This window comes from Paenibacillus sp. 01T422 (genome assembly GCF_056398785.1).
Genome location: NZ_JBFTQB010000042.1, coordinates 1 through 22,895, shown reverse-complemented (window position 1 = coordinate 22,895; position 22,895 = coordinate 1). Strand labels below are relative to the sequence as shown.

18 protein-coding genes are annotated in these 22,895 nt (G+C 47.7%); 12 read left to right on the top strand and 6 right to left on the bottom strand.

Annotated features, from left to right (window positions below):
* The coding region (locus tag AC1DUA_RS04205; protein WP_477498536.1) for a DUF1697 domain-containing protein at positions 1 to 121 on the bottom strand (121 nt) is incomplete at its 3' end.
* A gap of 356 nt (positions 122 to 477) precedes the next feature.
* Between AC1DUA_RS04205 and AC1DUA_RS04200 the strand changes: the two genes are divergently transcribed.
* The 6 genes from AC1DUA_RS04200 to AC1DUA_RS04175 all read left to right on the top strand — a co-directional run bounded on the left by AC1DUA_RS04200 (position 478) and on the right by AC1DUA_RS04175 (position 9,486).
* The gene (locus AC1DUA_RS04200; RefSeq protein WP_477498534.1) at positions 478 to 1,515 is read left to right on the top strand and encodes an HD-GYP domain-containing protein; all 1,038 of its coding nucleotides are present in this window, start codon (positions 478 to 480) and stop codon (positions 1,513 to 1,515) included.
* 42 nt (positions 1,516 to 1,557) lie between these two features.
* A complete protein-coding gene (locus tag AC1DUA_RS04195; protein ID WP_477498533.1) occupies positions 1,558 to 2,448 on the top strand; it encodes a GGDEF domain-containing response regulator in 891 nt (296 codons plus the stop codon).
* 21 nt (positions 2,449 to 2,469) lie between these two features.
* A complete protein-coding gene (locus AC1DUA_RS04190; protein WP_477498532.1) occupies positions 2,470 to 4,269 on the top strand; it encodes a sensor histidine kinase in 1,800 nt (599 codons plus the stop codon).
* Positions 4,270 to 4,274: 5 nt separating this feature from the next.
* Positions 4,275 to 5,936: a thiamine pyrophosphate-binding protein gene (locus AC1DUA_RS04185; RefSeq protein ID WP_477498531.1), complete on the top strand. Its 1,662-nt coding sequence runs from the start codon at positions 4,275 to 4,277 to the stop codon at positions 5,934 to 5,936.
* Between the two features lie 138 nt (positions 5,937 to 6,074).
* On the top strand, positions 6,075 to 6,953 hold the full coding sequence (locus tag AC1DUA_RS04180; protein ID WP_477498530.1) for an aldo/keto reductase: 879 nt from the start codon (positions 6,075 to 6,077) through the stop codon (positions 6,951 to 6,953).
* Between the two features lie 472 nt (positions 6,954 to 7,425).
* A complete protein-coding gene (locus AC1DUA_RS04175) occupies positions 7,426 to 9,486 on the top strand; it encodes a transglycosylase domain-containing protein (RefSeq protein WP_477498529.1) in 2,061 nt (686 codons plus the stop codon).
* 416 nt (positions 9,487 to 9,902) lie between these two features.
* On the opposite strand, the gene AC1DUA_RS04170 is transcribed toward AC1DUA_RS04175, so the two are convergent.
* Entirely contained in the window at positions 9,903 to 10,823 is a 921-nt protein-coding gene (locus tag AC1DUA_RS04170) for a hypothetical protein (RefSeq protein WP_477498528.1), read from the bottom strand.
* Between the two features lie 63 nt (positions 10,824 to 10,886).
* A complete protein-coding gene (gene hprK, locus AC1DUA_RS04165) occupies positions 10,887 to 11,795 on the bottom strand; it encodes an HPr(Ser) kinase/phosphatase (protein WP_477498527.1) in 909 nt (302 codons plus the stop codon).
* A 177-nt stretch (positions 11,796 to 11,972) separates the two neighbouring features.
* Between hprK and AC1DUA_RS04160 the strand changes: the two genes are divergently transcribed.
* Positions 11,973 to 12,239 (top strand): zinc ribbon domain-containing protein, encoded by a 267-nt coding sequence (locus AC1DUA_RS04160; RefSeq protein ID WP_477498526.1) that lies wholly within the window; start codon positions 11,973 to 11,975, stop codon positions 12,237 to 12,239.
* A 77-nt stretch (positions 12,240 to 12,316) separates the two neighbouring features.
* Here AC1DUA_RS04160 and AC1DUA_RS04155 read toward each other — a convergent pair whose 3' ends face one another.
* The 3 genes from AC1DUA_RS04155 to AC1DUA_RS04145 form a co-directional block, all read right to left on the bottom strand.
* Positions 12,317 to 12,487 carry a hypothetical protein gene (locus tag AC1DUA_RS04155; RefSeq protein WP_186456705.1) on the bottom strand — a complete coding sequence of 57 codons (171 nt, stop codon included), beginning with the start codon at positions 12,485 to 12,487 and terminating at the stop codon, positions 12,317 to 12,319.
* A gap of 148 nt (positions 12,488 to 12,635) precedes the next feature.
* Positions 12,636 to 15,110: a DUF4129 domain-containing protein gene (locus AC1DUA_RS04150; RefSeq protein ID WP_477498525.1), complete on the bottom strand. Its 2,475-nt coding sequence runs from the start codon at positions 15,108 to 15,110 to the stop codon at positions 12,636 to 12,638.
* Between the two features lie 3 nt (positions 15,111 to 15,113).
* Positions 15,114 to 16,070: an AAA family ATPase gene (locus AC1DUA_RS04145; RefSeq protein WP_477498524.1), complete on the bottom strand. Its 957-nt coding sequence runs from the start codon at positions 16,068 to 16,070 to the stop codon at positions 15,114 to 15,116.
* Positions 16,071 to 16,296: 226 nt separating this feature from the next.
* Between AC1DUA_RS04145 and AC1DUA_RS04140 the strand changes: the two genes are divergently transcribed.
* The 5 genes from AC1DUA_RS04140 to AC1DUA_RS04120 all read left to right on the top strand — a co-directional run.
* The gene (locus AC1DUA_RS04140) at positions 16,297 to 17,955 is read left to right on the top strand and encodes a response regulator (protein WP_477498523.1); all 1,659 of its coding nucleotides are present in this window, start codon (positions 16,297 to 16,299) and stop codon (positions 17,953 to 17,955) included.
* A gap of 114 nt (positions 17,956 to 18,069) precedes the next feature.
* Positions 18,070 to 19,764, top strand: coding sequence for a cache domain-containing sensor histidine kinase (locus AC1DUA_RS04135; protein WP_477498535.1), 1,695 nt, complete (start codon positions 18,070 to 18,072; stop codon positions 19,762 to 19,764).
* 12 nt (positions 19,765 to 19,776) lie between these two features.
* A complete protein-coding gene (locus AC1DUA_RS04130; protein WP_477498522.1) occupies positions 19,777 to 20,757 on the top strand; it encodes a substrate-binding domain-containing protein in 981 nt (326 codons plus the stop codon).
* 112 nt (positions 20,758 to 20,869) lie between these two features.
* On the top strand, positions 20,870 to 21,946 hold the full coding sequence (locus tag AC1DUA_RS04125; protein WP_477498521.1) for a galactose ABC transporter substrate-binding protein: 1,077 nt from the start codon (positions 20,870 to 20,872) through the stop codon (positions 21,944 to 21,946).
* A 138-nt stretch (positions 21,947 to 22,084) separates the two neighbouring features.
* On the top strand, positions 22,085 to 22,895 hold an 811-nt coding region (locus AC1DUA_RS04120; protein ID WP_477498520.1), incomplete at its 3' end, for a sugar ABC transporter ATP-binding protein.

Below are 22,895 nucleotides of genomic sequence, written 5' to 3'. Positions count from 1 at the left end.
GAATATAAGTCTGAACACGAAGCAGCCCAATTTGCTCTAATGATTTTCTGAGCTCAGCCATTTTAATGATATTTTTCCCACCTACATTAATGCCTCGTAATAACGCGATATAAATCGCCATCCAATTCACTTCTCCCTCTTAATATACATGTCATATTCATCAGCGCCATTCCCTTAATATCCATACTTTACCATAGAGAAAGTGTTGTTACACGTTAGATAATGGAGGGTAGTGTCAACATGTGTCGAAAGACCTATTTGGTTAGCAAAAAGGCTCCGTATCCACTTTGACATGAATCGACGAATTGTGTCTCGCACAAATCCTCATAATGTGTGAAATTATAACTATTCTAGTAAAAAAATATTAAAATTATGGAAAAAATTATTTATAATAGAGGAGATTCTCCTTAACAAGAAGAACTAGTACTAATTAAATTGTCGGGGCAGTCTACTTGAGAAGAATAAGAGGTAACATCTATGCAGAATTCATTGTTTTTCAAGAATGTGATAAATTCTGATTCCATCTTCGAATCGATCGGCCAATTGAATGATATAGCCAAAAAGTCAATCGGCTGTGAACATATCTCTCTTTTTCTAATGGATGAGAAACATCAGATTACCCCTGCTTCTTATTCCGTAAATATTAGTACAGCAGTCATGGAACAGCTAAAGTACATAGTCCTCCAAACGCAGTTTTTTTCCCAAATGCCAGAAGGTTCGCGTTTGTCCGTGTATGAGGCAGATGGAATGCTTCGAGATTACCTTTTAAAATCCAGATACGAATGTATTTATGGATTCCACATAAAGCACGGCCCTTCGTACGGTGCCCTACTATTCTCATTTCCTTCGGATACTCAGCTGAAAGAAGATCAATTGCAGTTATGCAATTTAATCAAGCTACATATGGAGCAGTTGATTAAAAAGATTCAATTCCGCAAGCAAGTGCTCAAGCAGCAAGCTTACGAAAGTCTTTTTAATACATTAAGGGTGAAAGACAGCTTCACAGTTGATCATTGCTATAATGTTGCTTTCTATTCTACACTACTTGGTGCGAAAGCCGGAGTCAGCGAAACCGAGTTGGAAACTTTGAAACTGGGCGCTTTGCTTCACGATGTAGGGAAATTAGCTATTCCCGATCATATTCTCATGAAGCCTGGCCGTTTAACAGACGAAGAGTTTAATGTCATACGCCAACATCCTGTGATCGGGTTCGAATTGCTGAAGGAATTGCAGGATGTGGAACATCTATTGCCGATGGTCAGGTGGCATCATGAGCGGATGGATGGGCGGGGCTACCCGGATCGATTGAGCGGATCGGATATCCCTTATCTGGTTCGGATTGTGAGTATTGCCGATGCGTTCGACGCAATGACATCGACGAGAGTTTACCGGAATTCGCTCCACGTTCATGAGGTGAGAGAGCAACTGCTTACTCATGCGGGCAAACAATTTGATGAGAAATTAGTACGGATCTTCTTAAGCATCATCGATGAGCAAATGCAAATGAATGGTTAGTTGACTCAAAACTATTATCGTAATGAAAGATGGGATAAATGAATGAGCGGTCGTATTCTTATCATCGATGATGAACCTCATAACTTAAATATACTACGTATATTTTTGAATTCGTTACACTATGAAATTTTTACCGTCGAAGATGGGACAGAGGCGCAGGCGATGGTCAAAGAAGTTATGCCTGATCTAATTTTGCTCGACGTGATGATGCCAGAAATCACAGGGTTTGAAATATGTAAAAGCTTAATTGCAGAAGCTGATTTTGATACGCCYATTATTTTCTTATCAGCCAATGCGCAGAAAGAAGACATTTTACAAGGACTACGCCTAGGAGCAGTTGATTATTTGACGAAGCCTTTTGATCTGGATGTGCTGGAACGGAAAGTTGAGATCGCCCTTCATCAAAAAGCTAAGATCAAGAACCTGAAGAAAGACAATAAACAGCTTGCCAAATTGGTCTACGTGGACGCATTAACTGGTCTATATAATCGAGCTTATCTAGATATTACGATCCGCATGATCAGTGAGGGAACTAAGAAATTTCAGGCTGCTATGATGGTGGATATGGACTATTTTAAGGATATCAATGATAATTACGGCCATTTGGTTGGCGATCAAGTATTGCGGGAAGTTGCTGCAATCATACAGTCCAAGGTTTCAAGCGATCATGATTTAGCGTTTCGATATGGCGGAGATGAATATTTGGTTCTGCTCCATAATGAAGCGAACTGTGTTGAGATAGCGAACAGCATCATTAAGGAAGTAGATAGTCTAAAGGTCAGTCTGGCACCTAATAAAATGCAAGAATTTTCCGTAAGTATTGGACTAACCAATAATTTCGATCCTACCTGTTTTGAGCAAATTATTTCACAAGCAGATGCTGCACTACTCGGAGCCAAAAACAGTGGAAGACATCAAATAAAGATTCGCTAGACAAAGGAGAATGAGGAAAGCATGGTCATGGAGCTTATGAGTTTTCAAAAATTGTTTCAGATGACAAAAGTTATAAATTCACAGTTTGAGCTGTCAGAAATTTTGCAGGTGTTCGTAGATGCGATCGCTGGAGAGATTACACAAGCAGATCTGGTTGGTTTTTTCCTGAAACAGCCCGACGGTACGTTCAAAGGAGATAAAGGCAATAAATTACCCGTTGATATTACGGAATTGTTAATTGATCCCAAAGAGGATGAGTTTGTAAGGGATATTTTACGAAATCAAGCGAGCGACTACATCTCTGATACGAGTATAGACCTGCGTTTGGATCAGTCCAAAAGACAATTACTGAAAATTAAATCCATCCTCGGTATTCCTGTTATCGTCGATAATGAGGTATTTGGTTTAGTTTTCGTTCATGATTTCGGCAAACCAATGAATATTACACCAGAGCAGATGGAAGTCACAGAAGCTTTCGTAAACATGGCAAGTGTGGCCATTCGCAATATTCGGATGTTCGAGCAGCGCCATCTGCTAATGGAGAAGCAGCAGCTGCTTCTCGATGCGACGAAAGCATTGTCAGAATCGCTATCCGTTAAGGATGTACTTAACACGTTTTTCTACTATATGCGCAAAGCAAGCGGATCGAAAGATATCGGGATTCATTTATATAATGAAAAAGAGCATACGATTGAGCCTTATCAGTTGTCCTCAGAGAATGTGACGATGGATGAGTGGAAGGTAAAGCATCGTGAGGTCAAATTAACGATTGAAAACGATCGGCTGTTGTATGAAGTCATCACGGAGAAAAAGGCAGCAGCCATCGAAGACGTTTATGCAGATCCACGGCCTAATCATAAAGCGTTCGTTTCCTTTGATATCAAAAGTATCATGGTTTTCCCGCTAGTAGCCAAAGGCTCCGTGTACGGCGTTGTTGCGATCCCGTCCATCGGTAAGCAGCGGAAGTATGAAGCCAGCATTCTGGAATTCTGCCAATCCATTTCGGATGCGACAGCAACGGCATTATCCAATGCGCAGCACACCGAAACACTAGACCATTCCGTGCACGAGCGATCCATAGAATTGCAGCAAGCTAACTTCAAGTTAGAGGGTCTAGTGCGGGAATTGGAACATTTGAACGAACTCAAAAGTGATTTCATAGCGACACTGTCACATGAGCTGCGTACACCGATTACAGCGGTCAAAGGATCTGTTGATATTCTGGGGAAAGGCATTCTCGGTGATCTCAATGATTCCCAGAAGGATTTACTGGATATTGCGGCTAAGTCAATCGACCGATTGCTGGATCAAGTGAATGAACTGCTCGATTTTGCCAAAATGGAAAACGGTAAATTTGAGTTGCTTTACACCGAAGCAGATTTCAATGAAATTGTTAAAGAATCCGTCCATATTGTACAGTCGCTCATTAACAAAAAGAAATTGATCTTAGTCGTTGAGACTGAAGTGGATAAAGATACCGTCGTCCGAGTGGATAAACAACGTATTCTACAGATTCTGCTTAATTTACTTTCGAATGCGATTAAATTTACCCCTCCATTGGGTGTAATTACGATAAAAACGAAATTTGAGGATAGCTTGCTGACAGTTGAGGTACAAGATAACGGGATCGGAATTCCTTTTGAGAAGCAGAAAAATATCTTTACCAAGTTCTATCAGGCGAATAATCAAATCAATGGGACAGGCCTTGGTCTTGCGATTTCAAAGCAGCTGATAGAGCTGCACGGTGGCCGCATTTGGTTCGAAAGTTCTGAAGGTCAAGGTTCGGCATTTAAATTTACATTACCTATCGGAAAGGAGTAACGAAGATGCGGGCGATTGAAGTAGGATTGAGATTTCTTGTGCAGCAAGGAGTGAAGTATGTATTCGGTATTCCGGCGGGTTCGATCAATGCTATTTATGACGCGCTTCTGGACATCCCAGAACTTAAGCCGATTGTCGCCAAGCATGAGAACAGCTCCGGTTATATGGCAGGTTCTTACACGAGAATTACCGGTAATCCTTCGCTCTGTGTAGCCTCCAGCGGGCCAGGAGCGACGAATCTGGTCACGCCGGCTGYGAATGCTTGGAAACAGAAACTGCCCGTTATTTTCATAACAGGATCTGTTCCATCGACCAAACTAGGCAAAGGCGGCGCGCAGGAGTTGTATGCAGAGCCGATCTTTGCTTCGATCACGAAGATGAGCCGTACAGTGCTGGATCCGAATGAGTTGCCGGAGATTCTGGCAGAAGCTTATCACACTGCGATTAGCGGTGTGCCGGGTCCTGTTCATCTAGCGATTCCGATTGACGTTCAAATGAAGGATATCGGAGAAAGGGAGCTTCCCGTGCTGCCTGCTTTGCAGCAACCCGTTATAGATTTGGCGGCTGCCCAGGCGGCTGCACAGCGAATGAAGGCAGCAGGCTCACGTGGGGCCATTTTGCTCGGAAATGGCGCAAAGGCAGCTTCGGACAGCATCGTGCAATTTGCTGAGACACTCGGTTGGGGTGTTGCGACCACACCTCGCGGCAAGGGAGCGTTCCCTGAAGATCACCCGCTGTCCCTAGGGGGATATGGCCTTTCAGCTAACTGGAAGGCAAGCGAGTACTTGAATAACGGTAAGCACGAAGTTCTGCTTATCATTGGGTCAAGCCTTGGTGAGCTGGCGACAAGCAATTGGGAGCCGCGTTTGGTTGCAGGCCGTGAGCTGATCCACATCGATTATGACGCTAATGAGCTGGGGAAAGTGTATGAGACCCATTACCCGGTGCATGGGGAAATCAAGCTGGTTATCGCGGAGCTGCTTGAGCAGCTGGCGGTAGATGGGCAGAAGGATGAAGCAGCTGTCAGCGATGCATTTGCTGGTTTGGCAGAGGCTGCAGCGGCAACCGAGCCTGACGAGGAGAAGTGGAATACGCGGTCTGCTATCCGCGGACTAAGCGCTGCAGCACCGAAGAATGCACGCTTCTTCCTGGATATCGGTGAATTCATGACCTACTCGATTCAAAATGTGTTGATCGAAAGCGGTCAAGAGTTCGATATCGACATCAATTTCGGCGGCATGGGCTCCGGACTAGGCGGCGTCATCGGCGCTCAGCTAGCAGAGCCGAGCAGGCCAACGATTTGTATAACTGGCGACGGCTGCTTCTTCATGCATGGTCTAGAAGTGCTGACGGCTAAGGAGTATCAGCTGCCAATTCTTTTTGTGGTCATCAATAATGCCCGGTTGGGGATGGTCTATCATGGACACATGCTGCAATACAAAAGATGCCTCGATGATTTCTCGCAAGAGCGCGTAAGTATCGCAGGCATTGCTAGATCCCTTGGACTGCGTCATGCTGAGATTACATCGCTAGATCAATTGCAAAGTGAACATGTGACTGAGTGGCTATCCTATGGAGAGCCAGTTGTTATAGAAGTTATCGTGGACGGGAACGAAATTCCTCCAATGGGGGAGAGAGTGAAGTTTCTACAAGGAGCAACATATTAATTGGAATTGCTGATTGAAGCTCTTGGATGCTCGCATCCGAGAGCTTTTTTGCTTACAGGAGGAAGGAGATTGTATTCTAGGTTCTGGAAATGATATGGTTATAGGGAGCAAGAACACTAAGGAAGGGGCACTTCATCCATGTTGAAACGAACCATAGGTCGTTTGAATTACGAAAGCTCAGTCATTATGTTTGGAGCCGCAAGTCTAGGCAATGTGAAGCAGGAGGAAGCGGACGCATCAATTGCTTATGCCCTGCAGCATGGGGTGAATCATTTCGATACTGCGGCCAGTTACGGAGATGCTGAGGTGCGCATGGGGCCTACAATTAGCCAAGTGCGCGGAGATATTTTCTTAGCTACCAAAACAGGACAAAGATCGAAAAAGGAAGCAAAGGAAGAGATTTATCGTTCTTTGGAGCGTATGAAAGTGGATTCCGTTGATTTGCTTCAGCTGCATGCCGTGGGTTCGATGGAAGAACTGGATCGCTGCACAGAAAAAGGCGGTGCTTTGGAAGCGGCTTTGGAAGCGAAGGCCGAAGGCATTGTTAAGGAAATTGGCATTACGGGACATGGGCACGATGCGCCTAAAGTTCATTTGGAAGCGTTACATAGATTCCCCTTCGCTACGGTGCTGCTGCCGCTGAACTATTACATGTACAGTTTGCCGGAGTATCGCGAGGCTTTCGATGCTTTGATGGCAGAGGCAGGCAAGCAGCAGGTGGCTGTGCGAGTCATTAAAGCCATCGCGAAAGCGCCATGGGCAGAAGGGCAGGAGCGTCCTTACGCGACGTGGTACGAGCCATTCGATCAGCAGCAGGTGATTGATGCTTGTGTGCATTTTGTACTATCGTTCCCTGGCATTTGCGGGTTCGCTAGCGCAGGGGACGTTCACTTGTTCCCGAAAATCGTTGACGCCGTCGAACGTTACGGTGCCATGAAGGATGAAGAGGCCGAGCGGATCCTGAGCGGGATTAGCGGGTATACCTCTGTTTTTGGAGCGCCAACCTCGATCGCATGAGTAAATAAACGCGTTTTCTCCGTAGGGGGAAGGCGCGTTTTTATTTTTTTGGGCGGTGGGGGAACTAGAGTTCGCTATTTCTCTGAAGAGGAACATTTTCGCCAGGGAGAGGAGCTGTGGTCCGTTATTTGGCCTATTCTACCGAAAAACGCGCCATCGTGGCCGAATTAGACCCTGTAGTTCCCCCTACGTGAGGAAACAGCTCGTTTTCCTTCGAATAGAGGACTCCAGTTCCCCTAACAACTAAATTGAGCCTTAGAGGATAAGCCTTAGAGGAATTCACTGCACTTTTTGCAATGTTATTGGCAGATGAGGTGGAAGGTGGCTGAATGGTGAATAGCGCGTTGGAATGGTGCAGGTTGAGTAAGTAGAAACTCCGAGCTAGCAAATTGACATGAATTGGACTCACTTATGCGTCGCTAATTTTAGAATGAGGACGAATACCTATAGCGAACATAAGGGGGAAGGCAAGATGATTAAACGATTGTGGACAAGCAAAAAGTTCTGGCTAATAAGCCTAGCCACGTTGATGGCTGGTGGCATAGCAGTCTTCGCAGCTTGTTATACTTACATTCGCGGGCTCGATGTTTCGAAACTAAATCAGCCGCTGCCCGAGGCAACACTGGTGCTTGATAAGAATGGCAAAGCGGCAGCACAGCTGTCCGCTTCGAAGATTGACCCTGTACCGATATCGCAGATGCCCAAGGTGCTGACGGATGCCGTTGTGGCCGTAGAGGATCGGAGATTTTATGAGCATACGGGCATCGATCTTCAGTCTATTTTTCGCGCGGTAGCCCGTGATGTGGTGCGAGGCAGCTATTCGGAAGGTGCGAGTACGATTACTCAGCAGCTGGCACGGAACCTTTTTCTCAATGCGGATAAAACACTGGGGAGAAAATTAAGGGAGGCAGCGTACGCGATCAAAATCGATACGACGTATAGCAAAGATGAGATTCTGGAGATGTATTTGAACAGCATTTATTTTGGGGAAGGCAGTTGGGGGGTGCAAGGGGCGGCTAGGACCTATTTTAATAAAAATGTGCAAGACTTAACCCTGCCGGAAGCAGCAGTGCTTGCCGCTCTGCCTAAGGCGCCGAGCCGGTACTCGCCCTTTCAGGACGAAGCGCACGCACTGGAACGCAGGAACACTGTGCTTGTATTAATGCGCGATGAAGGAAAGATCACACCGCAGGCGTACGAGAGCGCCAAGTCGGCAGCGATTGGTGTCGTGAAGTCGGATAAAAGCAATGATCTGAAAGGCAAATATCCGGCATATGTCGATGCGGTCATTAATGAAGCAGTTCGCGTGTACGGCTTCACAGAAGAGCAACTGCTAACGGGAGGTTTACGCATTACTACTGAACTGGAACCTGCCGTGCAAAACGCGGTAACCGAAGTGTATAACGATGACAGCCTCTTTCCCGAAAGCAAGCCGGATCAGCTTATTCAGAGCGGAGCCGTCATCGTGGATCAACAGACTGGCGGTATCCGTGCACTGGCAGGGGGACGGGGAGAAGGCGTCTTTCGCGGTTTCAGTCATGCTACACAGCTGAAGCGGCAGCCGGGCTCGTCTTTTAAGCCGATTGCCGTGTATGGTCCTGCGCTGGAGCAAGGTTATCAGCCATTTTCTACGTTGTACGATGGGCCATTAAACATTGAGGGGTATCAGCCTCAAGACTGGGATCATCAATCGCGAGGGCAGGTGACGATGCAGGAGGCGATCGTTTCTTCCTGGAACGTGCCAGCCGTATGGCTGCTTCATGAGGTCGGCATTGATCGCGGACTTCAATTTGCCAAATCGCTGGGCATCACATTGCCTGCTCAAGACCGTCAGCTCGGCATCGCGCTGGGGGGGCTCTCCGAGGGGGTCTCACCGCTCCAAATGGCACAGGGCTTCAGTGCGTTTGCCGCAAAAGGCGATTATCACGAAGCACACACCATCACGAAAATAGAAACTAGTACAGGCCATTTGCTCGTACAAGCTGCTGCTCAAAAGAGCGTTCAGGTAATGAAACCTGAAACGGCCTATGCGATGACATCGATGCTCCAGGTTGCTGTGAAGGAGGGGACGGGGAAGAATGCTGCTATGAACCGCYCCGTTGCGGGGAAATCGGGTACCACTCAGCTGCCGCAGACCAAGGAGTTCGAGGGAATTAGCAGTGGCAGCGCTAAGGATGCCTGGTTCGTGGGGTATACACCAGAGCTGACGGCTGCTATTTGGGTCGGTTATGACCGTACGGACAAGACGCATTATTTAACGACTTCTGGTGGAGCTGTGCCGGCTGTTTTATTCCGTGAAATTATGACTCGGGCGCTGGCTCAAGCACCTGTTGTTCAGTTTGATATGCCCATCGTGGGGGCGGGGGCAGCATCTTCGATCTCGACGGGGAAACCGGAGAAGGGGCCAGATAGAGGTCCGGATAAAGGACCGGGCAAAGGACAAGACAAAGGACAAGATAAGGGACCTGGTAAGGGACCGGACAAGGGAGCGGGCAAAGGAAAAGATAAAGGACCCAATAAAGAGGATAGGTAACCTCACGAGCACGGTGAAAAAGAGAGGGATTAATGCGGCTTTGAGTTGCTGCCTGTGGTAACGCCGATTCCTCCCTCTATTTTCCGTGATTGATCCACTTTTGGGGAAGTAACTGCATTTTCTGCCGCTATATCTACCAGATTTAGCAGATTTCGCTCAGTAACTCGCGATTTAGATGGAGTAGCTACCACTATTTCATCCCCTGCCACTGAGCCGCGAAGTTTAGGGGTAGTTTTCACATCTATTCGATTCGAGGCACAGCACCACAATCAGTTCTCAAATTAACGGAAAGATTTCACGTTAAATATTGAATGGACTTGGCGTAGCCAATGTCCCCCGCTCGAACGCTTTAGCTAAGGGATAAGAAGCTACATAACGAAAAGCCGCCAGCTCATGGGAGACTGGCGGCTTTCTTATTAGTCGTCGTGATGGCTGTTGCCACGAGGTTTTGTATCATTTTTACGCTCATCTTTGTGATCGTCTTTAGCTTTCGGCCCGCTATTAGGCTCATTTCTACGCTGGTCATCCTGATCGTCGCCAGGTTTCTTTTGAACCTGTGCTTGCTGTTGCTGTTCCCATTTGGTTTTCATATGGACATTCAATTTATTGGCGTCCAAGTTGTAGTGCTGGGCAAGCAGCCCCGCGATTTTCTGCTCAGCATCGGATGATTTGAGGTCGATCGAAGCAAGCAGCTTCTGGATCCACTGGGCAGCTTCCTCCCCTTTGAGGTGAATCATACCGGAATCTTCAGGCTTAACGCTTAGATCATAAGTCGTTCCTTTAGCATCCTTGGATTGCCCGATGTGCAGCTTGAAATGTTTTCCGTCGACATTAAGATCGATACCTTGCAGGTCTGGATAAATGCCTTGATCCGGTGAGGACGGCTTCGGACTGGACTCCGGGGTTGGAGAAGCCAGCATCGGTGTCGACGTCGGCGTCGGCACAACCGTTGCAGCCGGGCTCTGTGTCGGCACAACCGGAGCAGCAGAAGCAGCCGGGGACGGCGTTGGCTCATTGGTAACAGAAGACGATGCTTTGACATAGGCAGCCTGCTGCTTGCTATTGAGAATCAATTCCGTTTGATCTCCCGCATGTAAGTCGGCAAGCTGTGCTTTTTGATCATTTTTGAAAACCCACACTGATTTCGCTAAGGGTACCGTTTGATCCCCAGTGTTCGTAGTGACAGTAACGGCTTCCGAGCTAGCAGATTTGAATGTGCCGTTGACTGAAGTAGAAATGGCTGAGTTAGGTGAAGTTGATGCATAGGCTGTCCACCCGCAAACCAACAAAGCCACCAGCGTGATAGAAATAATAATAAATGGTAATCTCTTGCGCATGAGAAAAACACCTCCACTAACACCTTTCGGCATAGGGAGGTGTTTTGGGACGGTCTCGGGCTTTTAGTCGCTTTGCAAGCGCTGCATGAATTCTTCAGCTGCACTGTAGCCCTGCTGGCGCAAATACCAGCTGTTAGCCGCAGCTTCAATTAATCCGGCAACGTCCCGGCCTGGCTGCAGTTGGATTTCGATATGCGGAATTCGGATATCCATATATTCCGTAAAAGCGGGCTCAAGCTCCAAATCGTTGTTGAGCGCATGTTCCTGCCACTTGGTCAGCTCGATGTCGAGCACGATCCGTGTTTCATCTTGGAACGCCTTGCGGCCATAGAGACGCGACACGTTAATGAGCCCGATGCTGCGCAGCGCAAGGAATTCCTTCGTTTTTCCGTTGTGCGTGCCCAGCAGGGTCTCCGGGCTGATTTTTTTCAGCACAACGATATCATCGGCAACGAGGCGGTGCCCTCGGCGGATCAAGGTGTGGGCGGTTTCGCTTTTGCCAACACCGGATTTGCCACGCAACAAAATGCCGATTCCAGATACGTTGACGCAGACGCCGTGAATGGCAATCTCTTGCGCCAAGGATTTGCTAAGATATAAATCAACGAGATCCTGAAATTTACTTGTTGCTGCAGCTGTACGGAGAAGCGGAATACGTTCTTCTTCGCAATATTTCGTTAAATATTTCAAACCTTCCTGGTTTCTCGTTACGACGAAACAAGGCGGATGATATTTGACAATATTACCGATATGCAGATTTCTTTCATGTTCGGTGAGCTTGTGCAGGTAAGTGATTTCTTTACGACCTAGGAGCTGCACGTGTTCTTGTGGGAAATATTCGAAATAACCGACAAACTCAAGGCCAGGACGATGCGCCTTCGTTTTGGTAATCGGACGGTGCAGTTCCGAGTGTCCGGCAAGCACTTCGAGCGAGAAGCGCTCGACTAAATCTTTCACTGTGACGGGCTTCACAACCTGTCCCTCCTTCATAAAATGCGATTTCCATATTATTCGCGCACATACCGCAATAATCCTGCTATGAAAGCGCTTGAATATGTCATTTTAGTACAGAATGTGTCAAATTATGCATTGCTTTTGGAAGCTTCATTGGTATGATAGAAGCAAGAAGCTAATATGGGGGTACGTCAAATGGATGCTTATAAAAATTGCCAAAGCTGCGGTATGCCACTAGCACGTGATGAGCAAGGTGGAGGTACGGAGAAATCGGGAGCGAAGAGCAAGGTTTATTGCAGTCATTGCTATCAAAATGGCGAGTTCAGGCAGCCTGATTTGACGGTTGAAYAGATGAAGGAGATCGTGAAGATGAAGATGGTGGAGTTTGGTTTCCCTCGTTTTCTAACAGGACTTTTCACACGAAATATTCCTAAATTACATAGATGGTCAGCGAATAAATAGATAAAAAAACGCCCCATGCAAAAAGTGCACAGAGCGTAGGCCATGTTGATCGTTTCGTATGTTTATGTAAAAGCAGCTTACCTGTTGTAGCCGCATTTTTTCGCAAGCGTTGGCCATGTTGAGAGAAACATACCTTCCCACCGGTCTTCAGGCAATACCATGATCCATCTTGCGATTTGATCCAAGCCCATGTCACACAAAGTTTGAAATACTTCTTCTCTTTCACAGCTCGTTTTTAATGCTAACATCTCAAAACCACCTCATCAATTGTATTCAAACAATTATGCATATGCGGCGGAGAGACGGAATGTGACGATTTTTCATAAAAAAGTAAAAGAGGCCATGCAGTTGAATGCTGCACAGCCTCTTTTTGGTTTACAAAATAGGAGGATTTGGCTATTTTAAGTGATTGCGAAGACTAGGCTCGACTGATTGCAGCACTTGCTCCAGCTGAGCGTCGGAGACGTCCGTTTCACCGTACCGAACTTGATTATAAGCCGAGGTAATCGCATGAACGGTCTCGAGTGGCAGCTGCTGTCCTAAGCTTAGGTCTTTTTCTGTCTCATTAGGGGTCAAGGCTTCCTTATAGGTATACCCGGTCTGAGCGGCGCGCTCGATCAAGATCCGATAAAGGAAGCGAATGCGCTCCCGATTGTTCGGTAAAAGCGACCATTTCCTCGCGTGGCTTCTCTCCTTGCTCCTTCCTTTCCTCACTTGCTGCCACCACAGGCGAGGCAGCCCTTTCCAATCGACAAGCGCCTCTTTTTCATCGATGAAGCCTTCGGATTCCGCATCTTGCTTGCTGCTGAGAGAACGGTTCATTAAGCGTCTCAAGAAGGCATTCACCACTGGGAGGAGCTTGGTTACAATCAGATAGACGGCAAGGACTATAAGCGCGATAACGATCAGATATCCGAAGACCACCTGAATGTAGTGAAACAAGACGTCCAGCCAGCTCGGTTCTCTGGCTTCAGCCGGTGGCAGGAGCGGCGGCGGTGCGGACGGGCTAGGCTCAGGCGGCGCTTCTGGCGGCGGATCGGATTGCATGAGACTCAGCAGCCACACGATTGCAGCACGTAAACCGGCAACGATGCCTTGTCGAAGCTGCTGGAAGTAGCTAGCGACGAAGATAAGGGCAATTAAGACCGTTAACCAAATCCGGGTTGAGCGCTTCACGGTCTCTGACAGGGAGGAAGAAGCGGCTCGCTCATCACTGGCGAGTGTCGCCGTTAGCAGACTCGTTCGCTGCATAGCAAAGAAAAAGATGATCAGCGAGAGGAACCCTAAGCCATTCAACCAGCCCATGTAAGGCTGATAAGAAGCTTGATGTCCCATAATCGGAACACCGATGAAATACACGGAGCCTGCGACTGCAAATGCGGCTCCGGGAAAGATGGCATGCCAGCCGTCTTTCGTGCAGCGAATACCGCGATAGGCGAGCAGCATGCCGATAGCCGCACAAGTCCAGCTGTGCCAGTTGTTCCCTTGCAACAGGTAGGCTGCTGTAAAGCCGACTAGTGCACATCCCAGAAGCTCGTAAAGCGTCCGAGACAGCCAAGTAATGCGCCCCAATAAGCTGCCTGCCACGAAAACAAGCATGAACTGCAAGATCAGCTGCCAGAGAGATGTCTCTGACAAATAGATGTGCGTAGTCACGACAAGAGGCGAGAATAAGATGAGTTCAGCAGCTGCGTACAGGAGAGAATACCCGAAGACTTGAAGATACGTATCGCTTGCACCTGAAGCGGCGTTGACATCGGTTGGACTCGCCTCCTTTTCTTGAAGGGTTARCAGCCCATGCTGCAAGGGAACGATAAAGACGGTATGCCCCTGCGCTTCAAGTCGATCAATGCTATCTTCAATCGCATCGGAAACAAAAGCAGTCAGCAGAATAATATCCAGGGCGCTCCCCTCCTGCAAGGTACTTTCATCCAGAAAGTCACTGCAGGAGCGGGTGTAGGAGATGGCCAGCTTCGCCATCGTTTCGAACAGATACTCCAGATGCGGGTGACCGCCAGCCGGAGAGATATGCACAGGGATACCAGGTTGTAGGGCGAGCGAACCGTTATAGCCGAAGCCAACAGGAATCCCTTGGCTAATGGCATACTCAGCCAACGTGGCGGCGTAGGATAAGCCTTTCTCAACAAGCTCCGGATCGCTAACAGCATCCCACATGGTTGCAGTTATTTGGGTATTGACGATGATGAGCAGCCTCGGGTCCGCTGTGAATTCCCGATTGTAGACCTGCAGTCTCTGGCTGCGAGCAGTGGCTTTCCAGTGAATGCTGTTCATCGTATCGCCGTAGCGATACTCGCGCACACCGGAGACCAGGAACGGATCAGGCATAATCCATCGCTTCACCGTAACATCTCCTTGCCAGCGGCTGGATAGAAGCGGGATGTCATCCCGACTCACCAAGTGGGGGTACACTAGGAGCTCCAAATCTGTACGTTGACTCTTGGTAGCAGCATGCATGCCGACAAGATCTCCGATGGAAGCGGATACGGTTTCAAGCTTATACCAGCCTCGCTGCGCGCAGTATACCTGGTGGCGCCTGACGATTCGGGTATACGGCATTAGGCTGAAAAGACTGCGATGATTCTGGAACATCGCGCCGCTGCTCACAGCAAGGTTGCTTTGTTTGGCAAAATGAAGCCCGGCATGAATCGTGGATTCCAGGCGCAGCCAAGGAACCGGAGCGAGCTTGCGGTTCTGAATCGTTTCGATCATTTCGATGCGATCCCCTGCATGGCAGTGTGCAGTATTGAATGATCGTTTAATCGTAAGACCGCGAAATCCCCAGCGGTTGAATAGGATATGCTGGAGAAGGTACACAAGGCCGGCGATGATTAGGATCCAGGAGATGCCCATCCGCTACCTCAGCTTAACTTCCGTCGGGACGGGCGTCGCCGCAAGAATGCCAGCGAGCAGCGTCTGCACCTGCTGATCCTGCTGGCGCGACCGTGTCCGCAGCAGAATGCGGTGCGCCCAGACGGGAGCAGCCAGCGCCTTGATGTCGTCCGGCAGCACGTAGTCGCGGCCTCGCAGCGCCGCGTACACCTGCGCCGCCTTCATCAAGGCGCGCACGCCGCGCGGCGAGACGCCAAGCGCGGCATCCGCATGCGTGCGCGTAGCTTCCGCGAGCTGCACGAGATACTGCAGCAGCTCGTCGCTGAAGCGCACCTGCACGTACAAGCGCTGCGCTTCAAGCAGCTCAGCGCGCCCTACAACAGGCAGCAGCTGATCAAGCGGGTCCTGCTGCTGGTAGCGCTTTAAAATCTGTATCTGCTCCGCCGCGGACGGATAGCCAAGTGAGAGCTTCATCAGGAAGCGGTCGAGCTGCGCTTCCGGCAGCGGGAACGTCCCCTGATTCTCGACAGGGTTCTGCGTGGCGATGACGAGGAAAGGTGCTTCGAGCATACGCGTTTCCCCGTCGATGCTCACTTGGCGCTCCTCCATGCTTTCCAGCAAGGCGGATTGGGTACGCGGTGTCGCGCGGTTAATTTCATCAGCGAGCACGATGTGAGCGAATAACGGTCCTGGGCGGAATTCGAACTCGCCGAGTTTCTGATTGTAAAAGTTAATGCCGCTAACATCCGAAGGCAGGAGATCCGGCGTGAACTGAATACGCTTCATCGTGCCGTCCAGAGAGCGGGCCAATGCCTTGGCTAGCTGCGTCTTTCCGGTACCTGGCACATCCTCGAGCAGCACATGCCCGGAAGCGATGAGGGCGATGACCATCAGCTCGACCGTCTCGTCTTTTCCTACAATAACTCTACCTACATTTTCCTTGATGAGCGTAGCGATTTGTCCTATTCGTGCGAAGTCCAACGGCTGTTCCTCCCAAATCATTAATGTGGTGAACAATATGTAAATCGGGACATAAGGGCTGTCTACTTAAGTTTAACAGACACAAGGTGATTTTTACCATTACTTCCTTATCACTTGCTAATCCTGTTGTGTATTCGATAGGCAGTTAGTACAATATGGTTAAATAGCCTAATTACTAATTACTGCCAGATAAGCACTTTATATGTAAATGTTTAGGGGGACAAAAATGTACAAGTTAATTTTGGTGGATGATGAAGAGGATGTCCGTGAAGGGGTCGTTCGCGAAGTAGACTGGGAAGCCATTGGCTTCGAGGTCATCGAGAAAGCAGAGAACGGCAGAGAAGCGCTGGAAATGGTAGAGCGATTACAGCCCGACGTCGTCGTAACCGATATTCAGATGCCATTCATGAATGGACTGCAGCTGGCCGAAGCGATTCGGGAGCGGTTTCCGACCATTAAGTTGATCATTCTCACGGGGCATGATGAGTTTGAATATGCCCAAAGGGCGATTAAGCTGCACATCGACGAGTATGTGTTGAAGCCTTTTTCCGCGCAGGAGCTTATCAATGCTTTACTGAAGGTGAAAGGGCAGATTCAAGAGGAAGTGGCACACCGGGAAAATGTGCAACTGCTCATGGAGCATTACCGGAAGAGCATGCCGGTGCTGAAAGAGAATTTTCTAGCGACGCTCATGAACCGGAAGCTTCCGCGTGAGGAAGTGTACGAGAAGGCAGCTAATTACGGAATTGAAATGAGTGGCAGAAGCTTTGTCGCTGCTGTCATGAGTATAGATGGAGTGCTTATTCCTGAAGAAGAGCTGGAGAATCGGGAAGAGCTGTCCAAATCCGTTTCCTTGAAATATTCGCCCGATCAGGCGCTGAAATACTTCGCCCTATTAAATATCACGGAAGAGATTGTTGATAAACACCGGCTTGGCCTTGTTTTCATGCATAACGATCAAGTGGTTGTGTTATCCGTGAGGGAGAGTGAGAACAGGGAAACTGCGCTGCAAGAGACCATGAAGGTGCTGGAAGAAGTTCGGCAGAATGTGGAGAAATATTTGAAGTTCACCCTAACGGTAGGCATTGGAACGGTCATGAAGGATGTGACCAAAATCAGTTATTCCTATGAAGATGCCGTGCTGGCACTGGATTATCGACTTATTCTCGGCAATAACCGGATCATTTCCATTGATGATGTGGAGATGCGCAGCGTGGAGAAGGTTCGCTTTGACGATGTGAAAGAGCACGCTTTGACGCGTTGTATCAAGGTTGGGACCAGTCAGGAGATCCGGGAGACGATGGACGAGCTTTTTCAGGGGATTGAAGGAGCTGTTTCCGTTAAGGACTATCAAATCTATTTGCTTGAAATACTGACTTGCATCCTGAAGGCGGCGAAGGACTCGAATTTGAATGTGGACGAGGTATTCGGCGACAATTTCATTCCTTTTACAGAGATCAATAAGTTCACGTCGTTAGAAGAAGCCAAGCACTGGCTTGCCGAGCTATGCGCCTCTATGATGAACCACATCGCAACGGATCGCCAATATACCTACAAGAACCTGGTCGAGATGGCCAAGGAGTATACCAAAAATCATTATCACGAAGGTGATATTACGATTAATAAAGTGTGCGGCCATTTGCATATTAGCGCGGGGTATTTCAGCAGTATTTTCAAAAAAGAGACCAAAATGACCTTCGTCAACTATTTGAACCATATCCGCATGGAGGCGGCGAAGGAGATGCTGCGTTCCACCGATATGAAGGCACTGGAGATTGCTGAGAAGGTTGGCTATGCYGATGCGAACTATTTCAGCTTTTCGTTCCGTAAAAATGTCGGCGTTTCCCCAAAAGAATATCGCAACAACATTACCAAAGGGCAGTAGGGGTCAATGAGCGGGGGGTTAGTTTTGATACGAAAAATACGAGCTTTATTCAAGGCTTTGTATGGGGTGCTGCTCGATACGATTCGAGTGAAAAGTATCCAGTTTGCGATTACGATGTCCTTTATTATCATCACCGTGACCGTTATGCTGATCATTTCGTTGGTGCTTTATAATAAGTTTTCGAAGACGGCGGAAGCAAGTGCTTTTTTGAATACGCAGCAGATTGTCGAGCAGGTCCAGTTTAACTTGGAAAATTATATAAAAGGCATGGCGGATACGTTCGAGGTGGTCGATGCCAAAATTGCCAAAAGCCGCGGCATCCCCTCCGACAAATTGACCGAACAATTGGAAACGATCGCAAGCACGCGCGAGGATATTGTTTCTATTAATTTATTTGCTGCGGATGGCGAGCTGATTACGGGCATCCAAAATGCTGGCATGCGCAAGAATACAAGGCTGCTTGAGCAGTCCTGGTTTAAGTCCGCCTTGGATAATCCGAACCATCTGTCATTCTCTTTGCCGCATATTCAGAACCTATTCAAAGATCCGTATCGGTGGGTTGTTTCGATGAGCAAAGGGGTTTCCATTGAACATGGCGGGAAGTGGGAAGACGCAGTGCTTCTGGTGGATGTCAATTTTAAAACGCTGGATGACGTGTTCCGTACGGTTTCCTTAGGCAAAAAAGGCTACGTTTACATCATCGACGATTCCGCTGGCAACATTGTGTACCATCCTCAGCAGCAGCTTATTTATATTGGCTTAAAGTATGAAAATGTAGAGCAGGCGCTCAAATTCTCCTACGGCAAGTATATGGATGTCAGCGAGGGCGAGTCCCGGCTTAATGTCGTTAGGACCGTTAATAATATCGGTTGGAAAATTATCGGGGTCTCGTATATGGATGAAATGATTACGACCCGCAAGGAAATCAGCACGTTTATGATCTGGCTGCTTGTTATTGTCCTTATCTTTATTCTGCTCATCTCTTCCTTCATGTCAGCGCGTATTTCCAAGCCGATCAAACGGCTTAAGAAGTCGATGGAAATGGTTGAAAAGGGGCATTTTGACACGTACATACATGTTCGCGGCGCAGATGAAGTGGAGCAGCTTTCACGAAGGTTCAATCTCATGGTTTCCAGGGTGCGCGAGCTCATGGATCAAAATATTCATGAGCAGGAGACCAAGAGGAAAAACGAGCTTGAGGTGCTGCAGTCGCAGATTAATCCACATTTTTTGTACAATACGCTCAATTCCGTGGTTCGGATGGTTGGGAACGGGAAAAACGACGAGGTTGTCACGACGATTACCTCCTTGTCGAAGTTTTTTCGGATTTCGCTCAGCAAAGGGAAGAACATTATTACGATTGCGGATGAGATCGAGCATATCCGGAACTATTTGATCATCCAAAAGATGAGGTATAAAGACAAGTTCGATTATGACATTGAAGTGGATGAAGAAGTGCTGCCATACAAAACGCTAAAGTTAATTTTGCAGCCATTTGTAGAAAATTCGCTCTATCATGGTATCGAGTATATGGTGGACGAAGGTCATATTCACATATCCGCTAGAAAAATGGACGATAGCATACTGCTTCAAGTCAAAGACAACGGTGTGGGAATGTCGGAAGAAACACTCAAAAACATTCTGATTGGTTCGGTGAAAAGCGATAAGGGTTCAGGAGTTGGTCTGCGAAATGTGCATGAGCGGATTCAGCTGTATTTTGGCGCGGACTATGGCGTTAAGGTGGAAAGCGAGCTTGAAGAAGGAACTGTCGTGAAAATCTGGATTCCAGCCATATTGGAAGAGGAATAGGAAGGAGCAGCCATGGATAAAACAATGAAACTAGGGCCCCTCATATTCGCCATCTTGGCCGCTGCCGTCTCTATGTCTTCCTGTATGCGCAATACGGAGACTACGCCCACTGAGAAGAAGAAGCATTTGGAAGTCGTGCTTAGGAGCCAGAACGGGGATTACTGGAAGACAGTTAAAATGGGAGCGGAAGTCGCAGCCAAGGAATTTGATGTTACGTTGGATTTCAGGGCACCAGACGATGAAGGGGATGTTAAGGGGCAGATCGCCTTAATGGAGCAATCCGTTAAAAGCGGACCTGACGCCATCGTGCTTGCAGCTAACGACTATAAGGAACTGTCAGGGGTTGTCGATGATGCGGAGGGGCGAGGCATTCCGGTTGTCGCGATCGATTCTGAAGTGGAGTCTCGCAAAGTGAGAAGCTTCATAGGCGCGAACAATTACGAAGCCGGGCAAATGGCTGGCCAGCAACTAATCAAGCTCGCCGGGACAAAAGGAAATATCGCCATTGTCAGCTTTAAGCAAGGGGAGCGCAATACAGAGCTTCGGGAGCAAGGGCTTTTGGATGAAATATCGAAATATCCGACCATGAAGGTCATTGCCAAGGTATACAGTATGACAGATCGGGGGACGGCGGATCAGCTTACGCAAGGCATCATTGAGAAATATCCGCATTTGGATGGGATTGTTGCCTTGAATGAAATTTCCTCTATTGGTGTTGCCGACACGATTCAAAGATTGAATTTGCAGGATAAGGTGAAAATCATCACGTTTGACAGTACCTCGGAAGAGTTGGAGCTTCTGCAGGAAGGCGTCATCCAAGCCACGATTATTCAAAATCCCTTCGGTATCGGCTACTTGGGCGTCAAGAATGCGGTTGAAGCTTCGCATGGGAAGAAGATTCCGGGCCGCGTAGATACAGGGATTAAGGCCATTGATCTGGGCAATATGTTCTGGTCGGATAATCAGAAATTGCTATTTCCTTTTATAAAGTGATGAGAATTTCGATAGAAGATATGAGGATATTGCATTTGTTTCCTAGATCACATGTCGTATATTTAGACATGTAAACAAACAAATAAAAACACCTTTTAGGGAGGGTCTTACCTTGAAAAAATTGATTACCCTTGCAGTAGCTAGTGCTTTGGTCGCAACCGTAGCAGGATGTGGCGCTAAAACAGAAAAACCTGCAGTATCTCCGGCGGCAAGCACTGGTGCAGCGGCAACAACAGCTCCAGCTAAAACAGACGGCAAAAAACCAACTATCGGTGTAGCTATTTATAAATTTGACGATACGTTCATGTCCGGTGTTCGCGCGGCAATCGCTGACGCTGCGAAAGACAAAGCAACTGTGGATATCGTAGATAGCCAAAACTCACAACCAACACAAAATGATAAAGTTGACCTTTTCATCACGAAAAAAGTAAACGCTCTTGCGATCAACGCGGTTGACCGTACAGCAGCAGGCATTATCATCGATAAAGCAAAAACAGCTAACGTACCGGTTGTCTTCTTGAACCGTGAGCCGCTTGCTGACGATATGAAGAAATGGGATAAAGTTTACTATGTAGGCGCGAAAGCTGAGCAATCCGGAACAATGGAAGGCCAATTGCTGGTTGACTACTTCAAAGCTCACCCAGAAGCGGACAAAAACAAAGACGGCAAAATTCAATACGTTATGCTTAAAGGCGAGCCAGGACACCAAGATGCTGAGCTTCGCACGAAGTTCTCGATCCAAGCGATTACAGATGCTGGTCTGGGCGTAGAGAAAGTAGCAGAAGATACAGCTATGTGGGATCGTGTAAAAGGTCAAGAAAAAATGGCAGCTTTCCTAGCTTCCAGTGAAAACAAAATCGAAGCAGTTCTTGCGAACAACGACGATATGGCTCTTGGCGCTATCGAAGCTTTGAAAGCAAAAGGTTACTTCAAAGACAACAAATACTTACCGGTTGTAGGCGTTGATGCTACGGCTCCTGCGCTTCAAGCACTTAGCGATGGCACATTGCTAGGAACTGTTCTGAACGATGCGAAAAACCAAGGTGCTGCAACAACGAACGTAGCAACTGCTCTTGCTAACGGTCAAACACCAAGCAAAGAAACAACAGGTTACGATGTAACTGACGGTAAATATGTTTGGATTTCCTACAAAAAGATTACAAAAGCGAACATGAACGAAGCGAAGTAATCCGAATAGAAGCGGGCAAGAGCAGTTATCCGCTCTTGCCTTCCTTATTTGGAAACCCGTGCAAAGATACAGAGAAATAGGCATAGAACAATGGCTTCACTTTGTGGGGATTATCGTGAGCTGGTAGGGGGAGTTACCATGACATTACATGAGTATTTACTGGAAATGAATCAAATCTCCAAAGAGTTCCCCGGCGTTAAGGCGCTGGATAACGTTACCCTGAAGGTTCGCCCAGGAAGCGTGCATGCTTTGATGGGAGAAAACGGGGCGGGTAAATCGACGTTGATGAAATGTTTATTCGGCATCTATAAGCCGGATGGCGGAGAGATCAAGTTGAACGGTGAGACCRTATCCATCGTTAATTCCAAGGATGCGTTAGCAAATGGCATTTCCATGATTCATCAGGAGCTGCACCCAGTTCCACATCGCAATGTGATGGAGAACATCTGGTTGGGCCGCTTCCCGCAAAAAGGTATCGGACCTTTGAAATTAGTGGATCACAAGAAGATGCGCAGAGATACAGAAAAGTTGTTTGAACAGCTCCAGATGGATATTAAACCGGACACACTTGTTGGTACCTTGTCGGTTTCGAAAGTGCAGTCTATTGAAATTGCCAAAGCCGTTTCTTTCAATTCGAAAGTCATTGTTATGGATGAGCCGACTTCGTCATTAACGGGGAATGAAGTTGAACAGCTATTTCGCATCATTCGCGACCTGAAAAGTCGTGGCGTCTCGATCATCTATATTTCACATAAAATGGAAGAAATCCTTGAAATCTCGGATGAAGTAACGATTATGCGTGACGGAACCAAAATTGGGACATGGCCATCGTCAGAACTGACAACGGATATGATCATCTCGAAGATGGTTGGACGTGATCTCAAAGAGCGTTTCCCTGAACGAAGCAATGTACCGAACGGTGTATTAATGAGTGTTGAGGGACTAACTT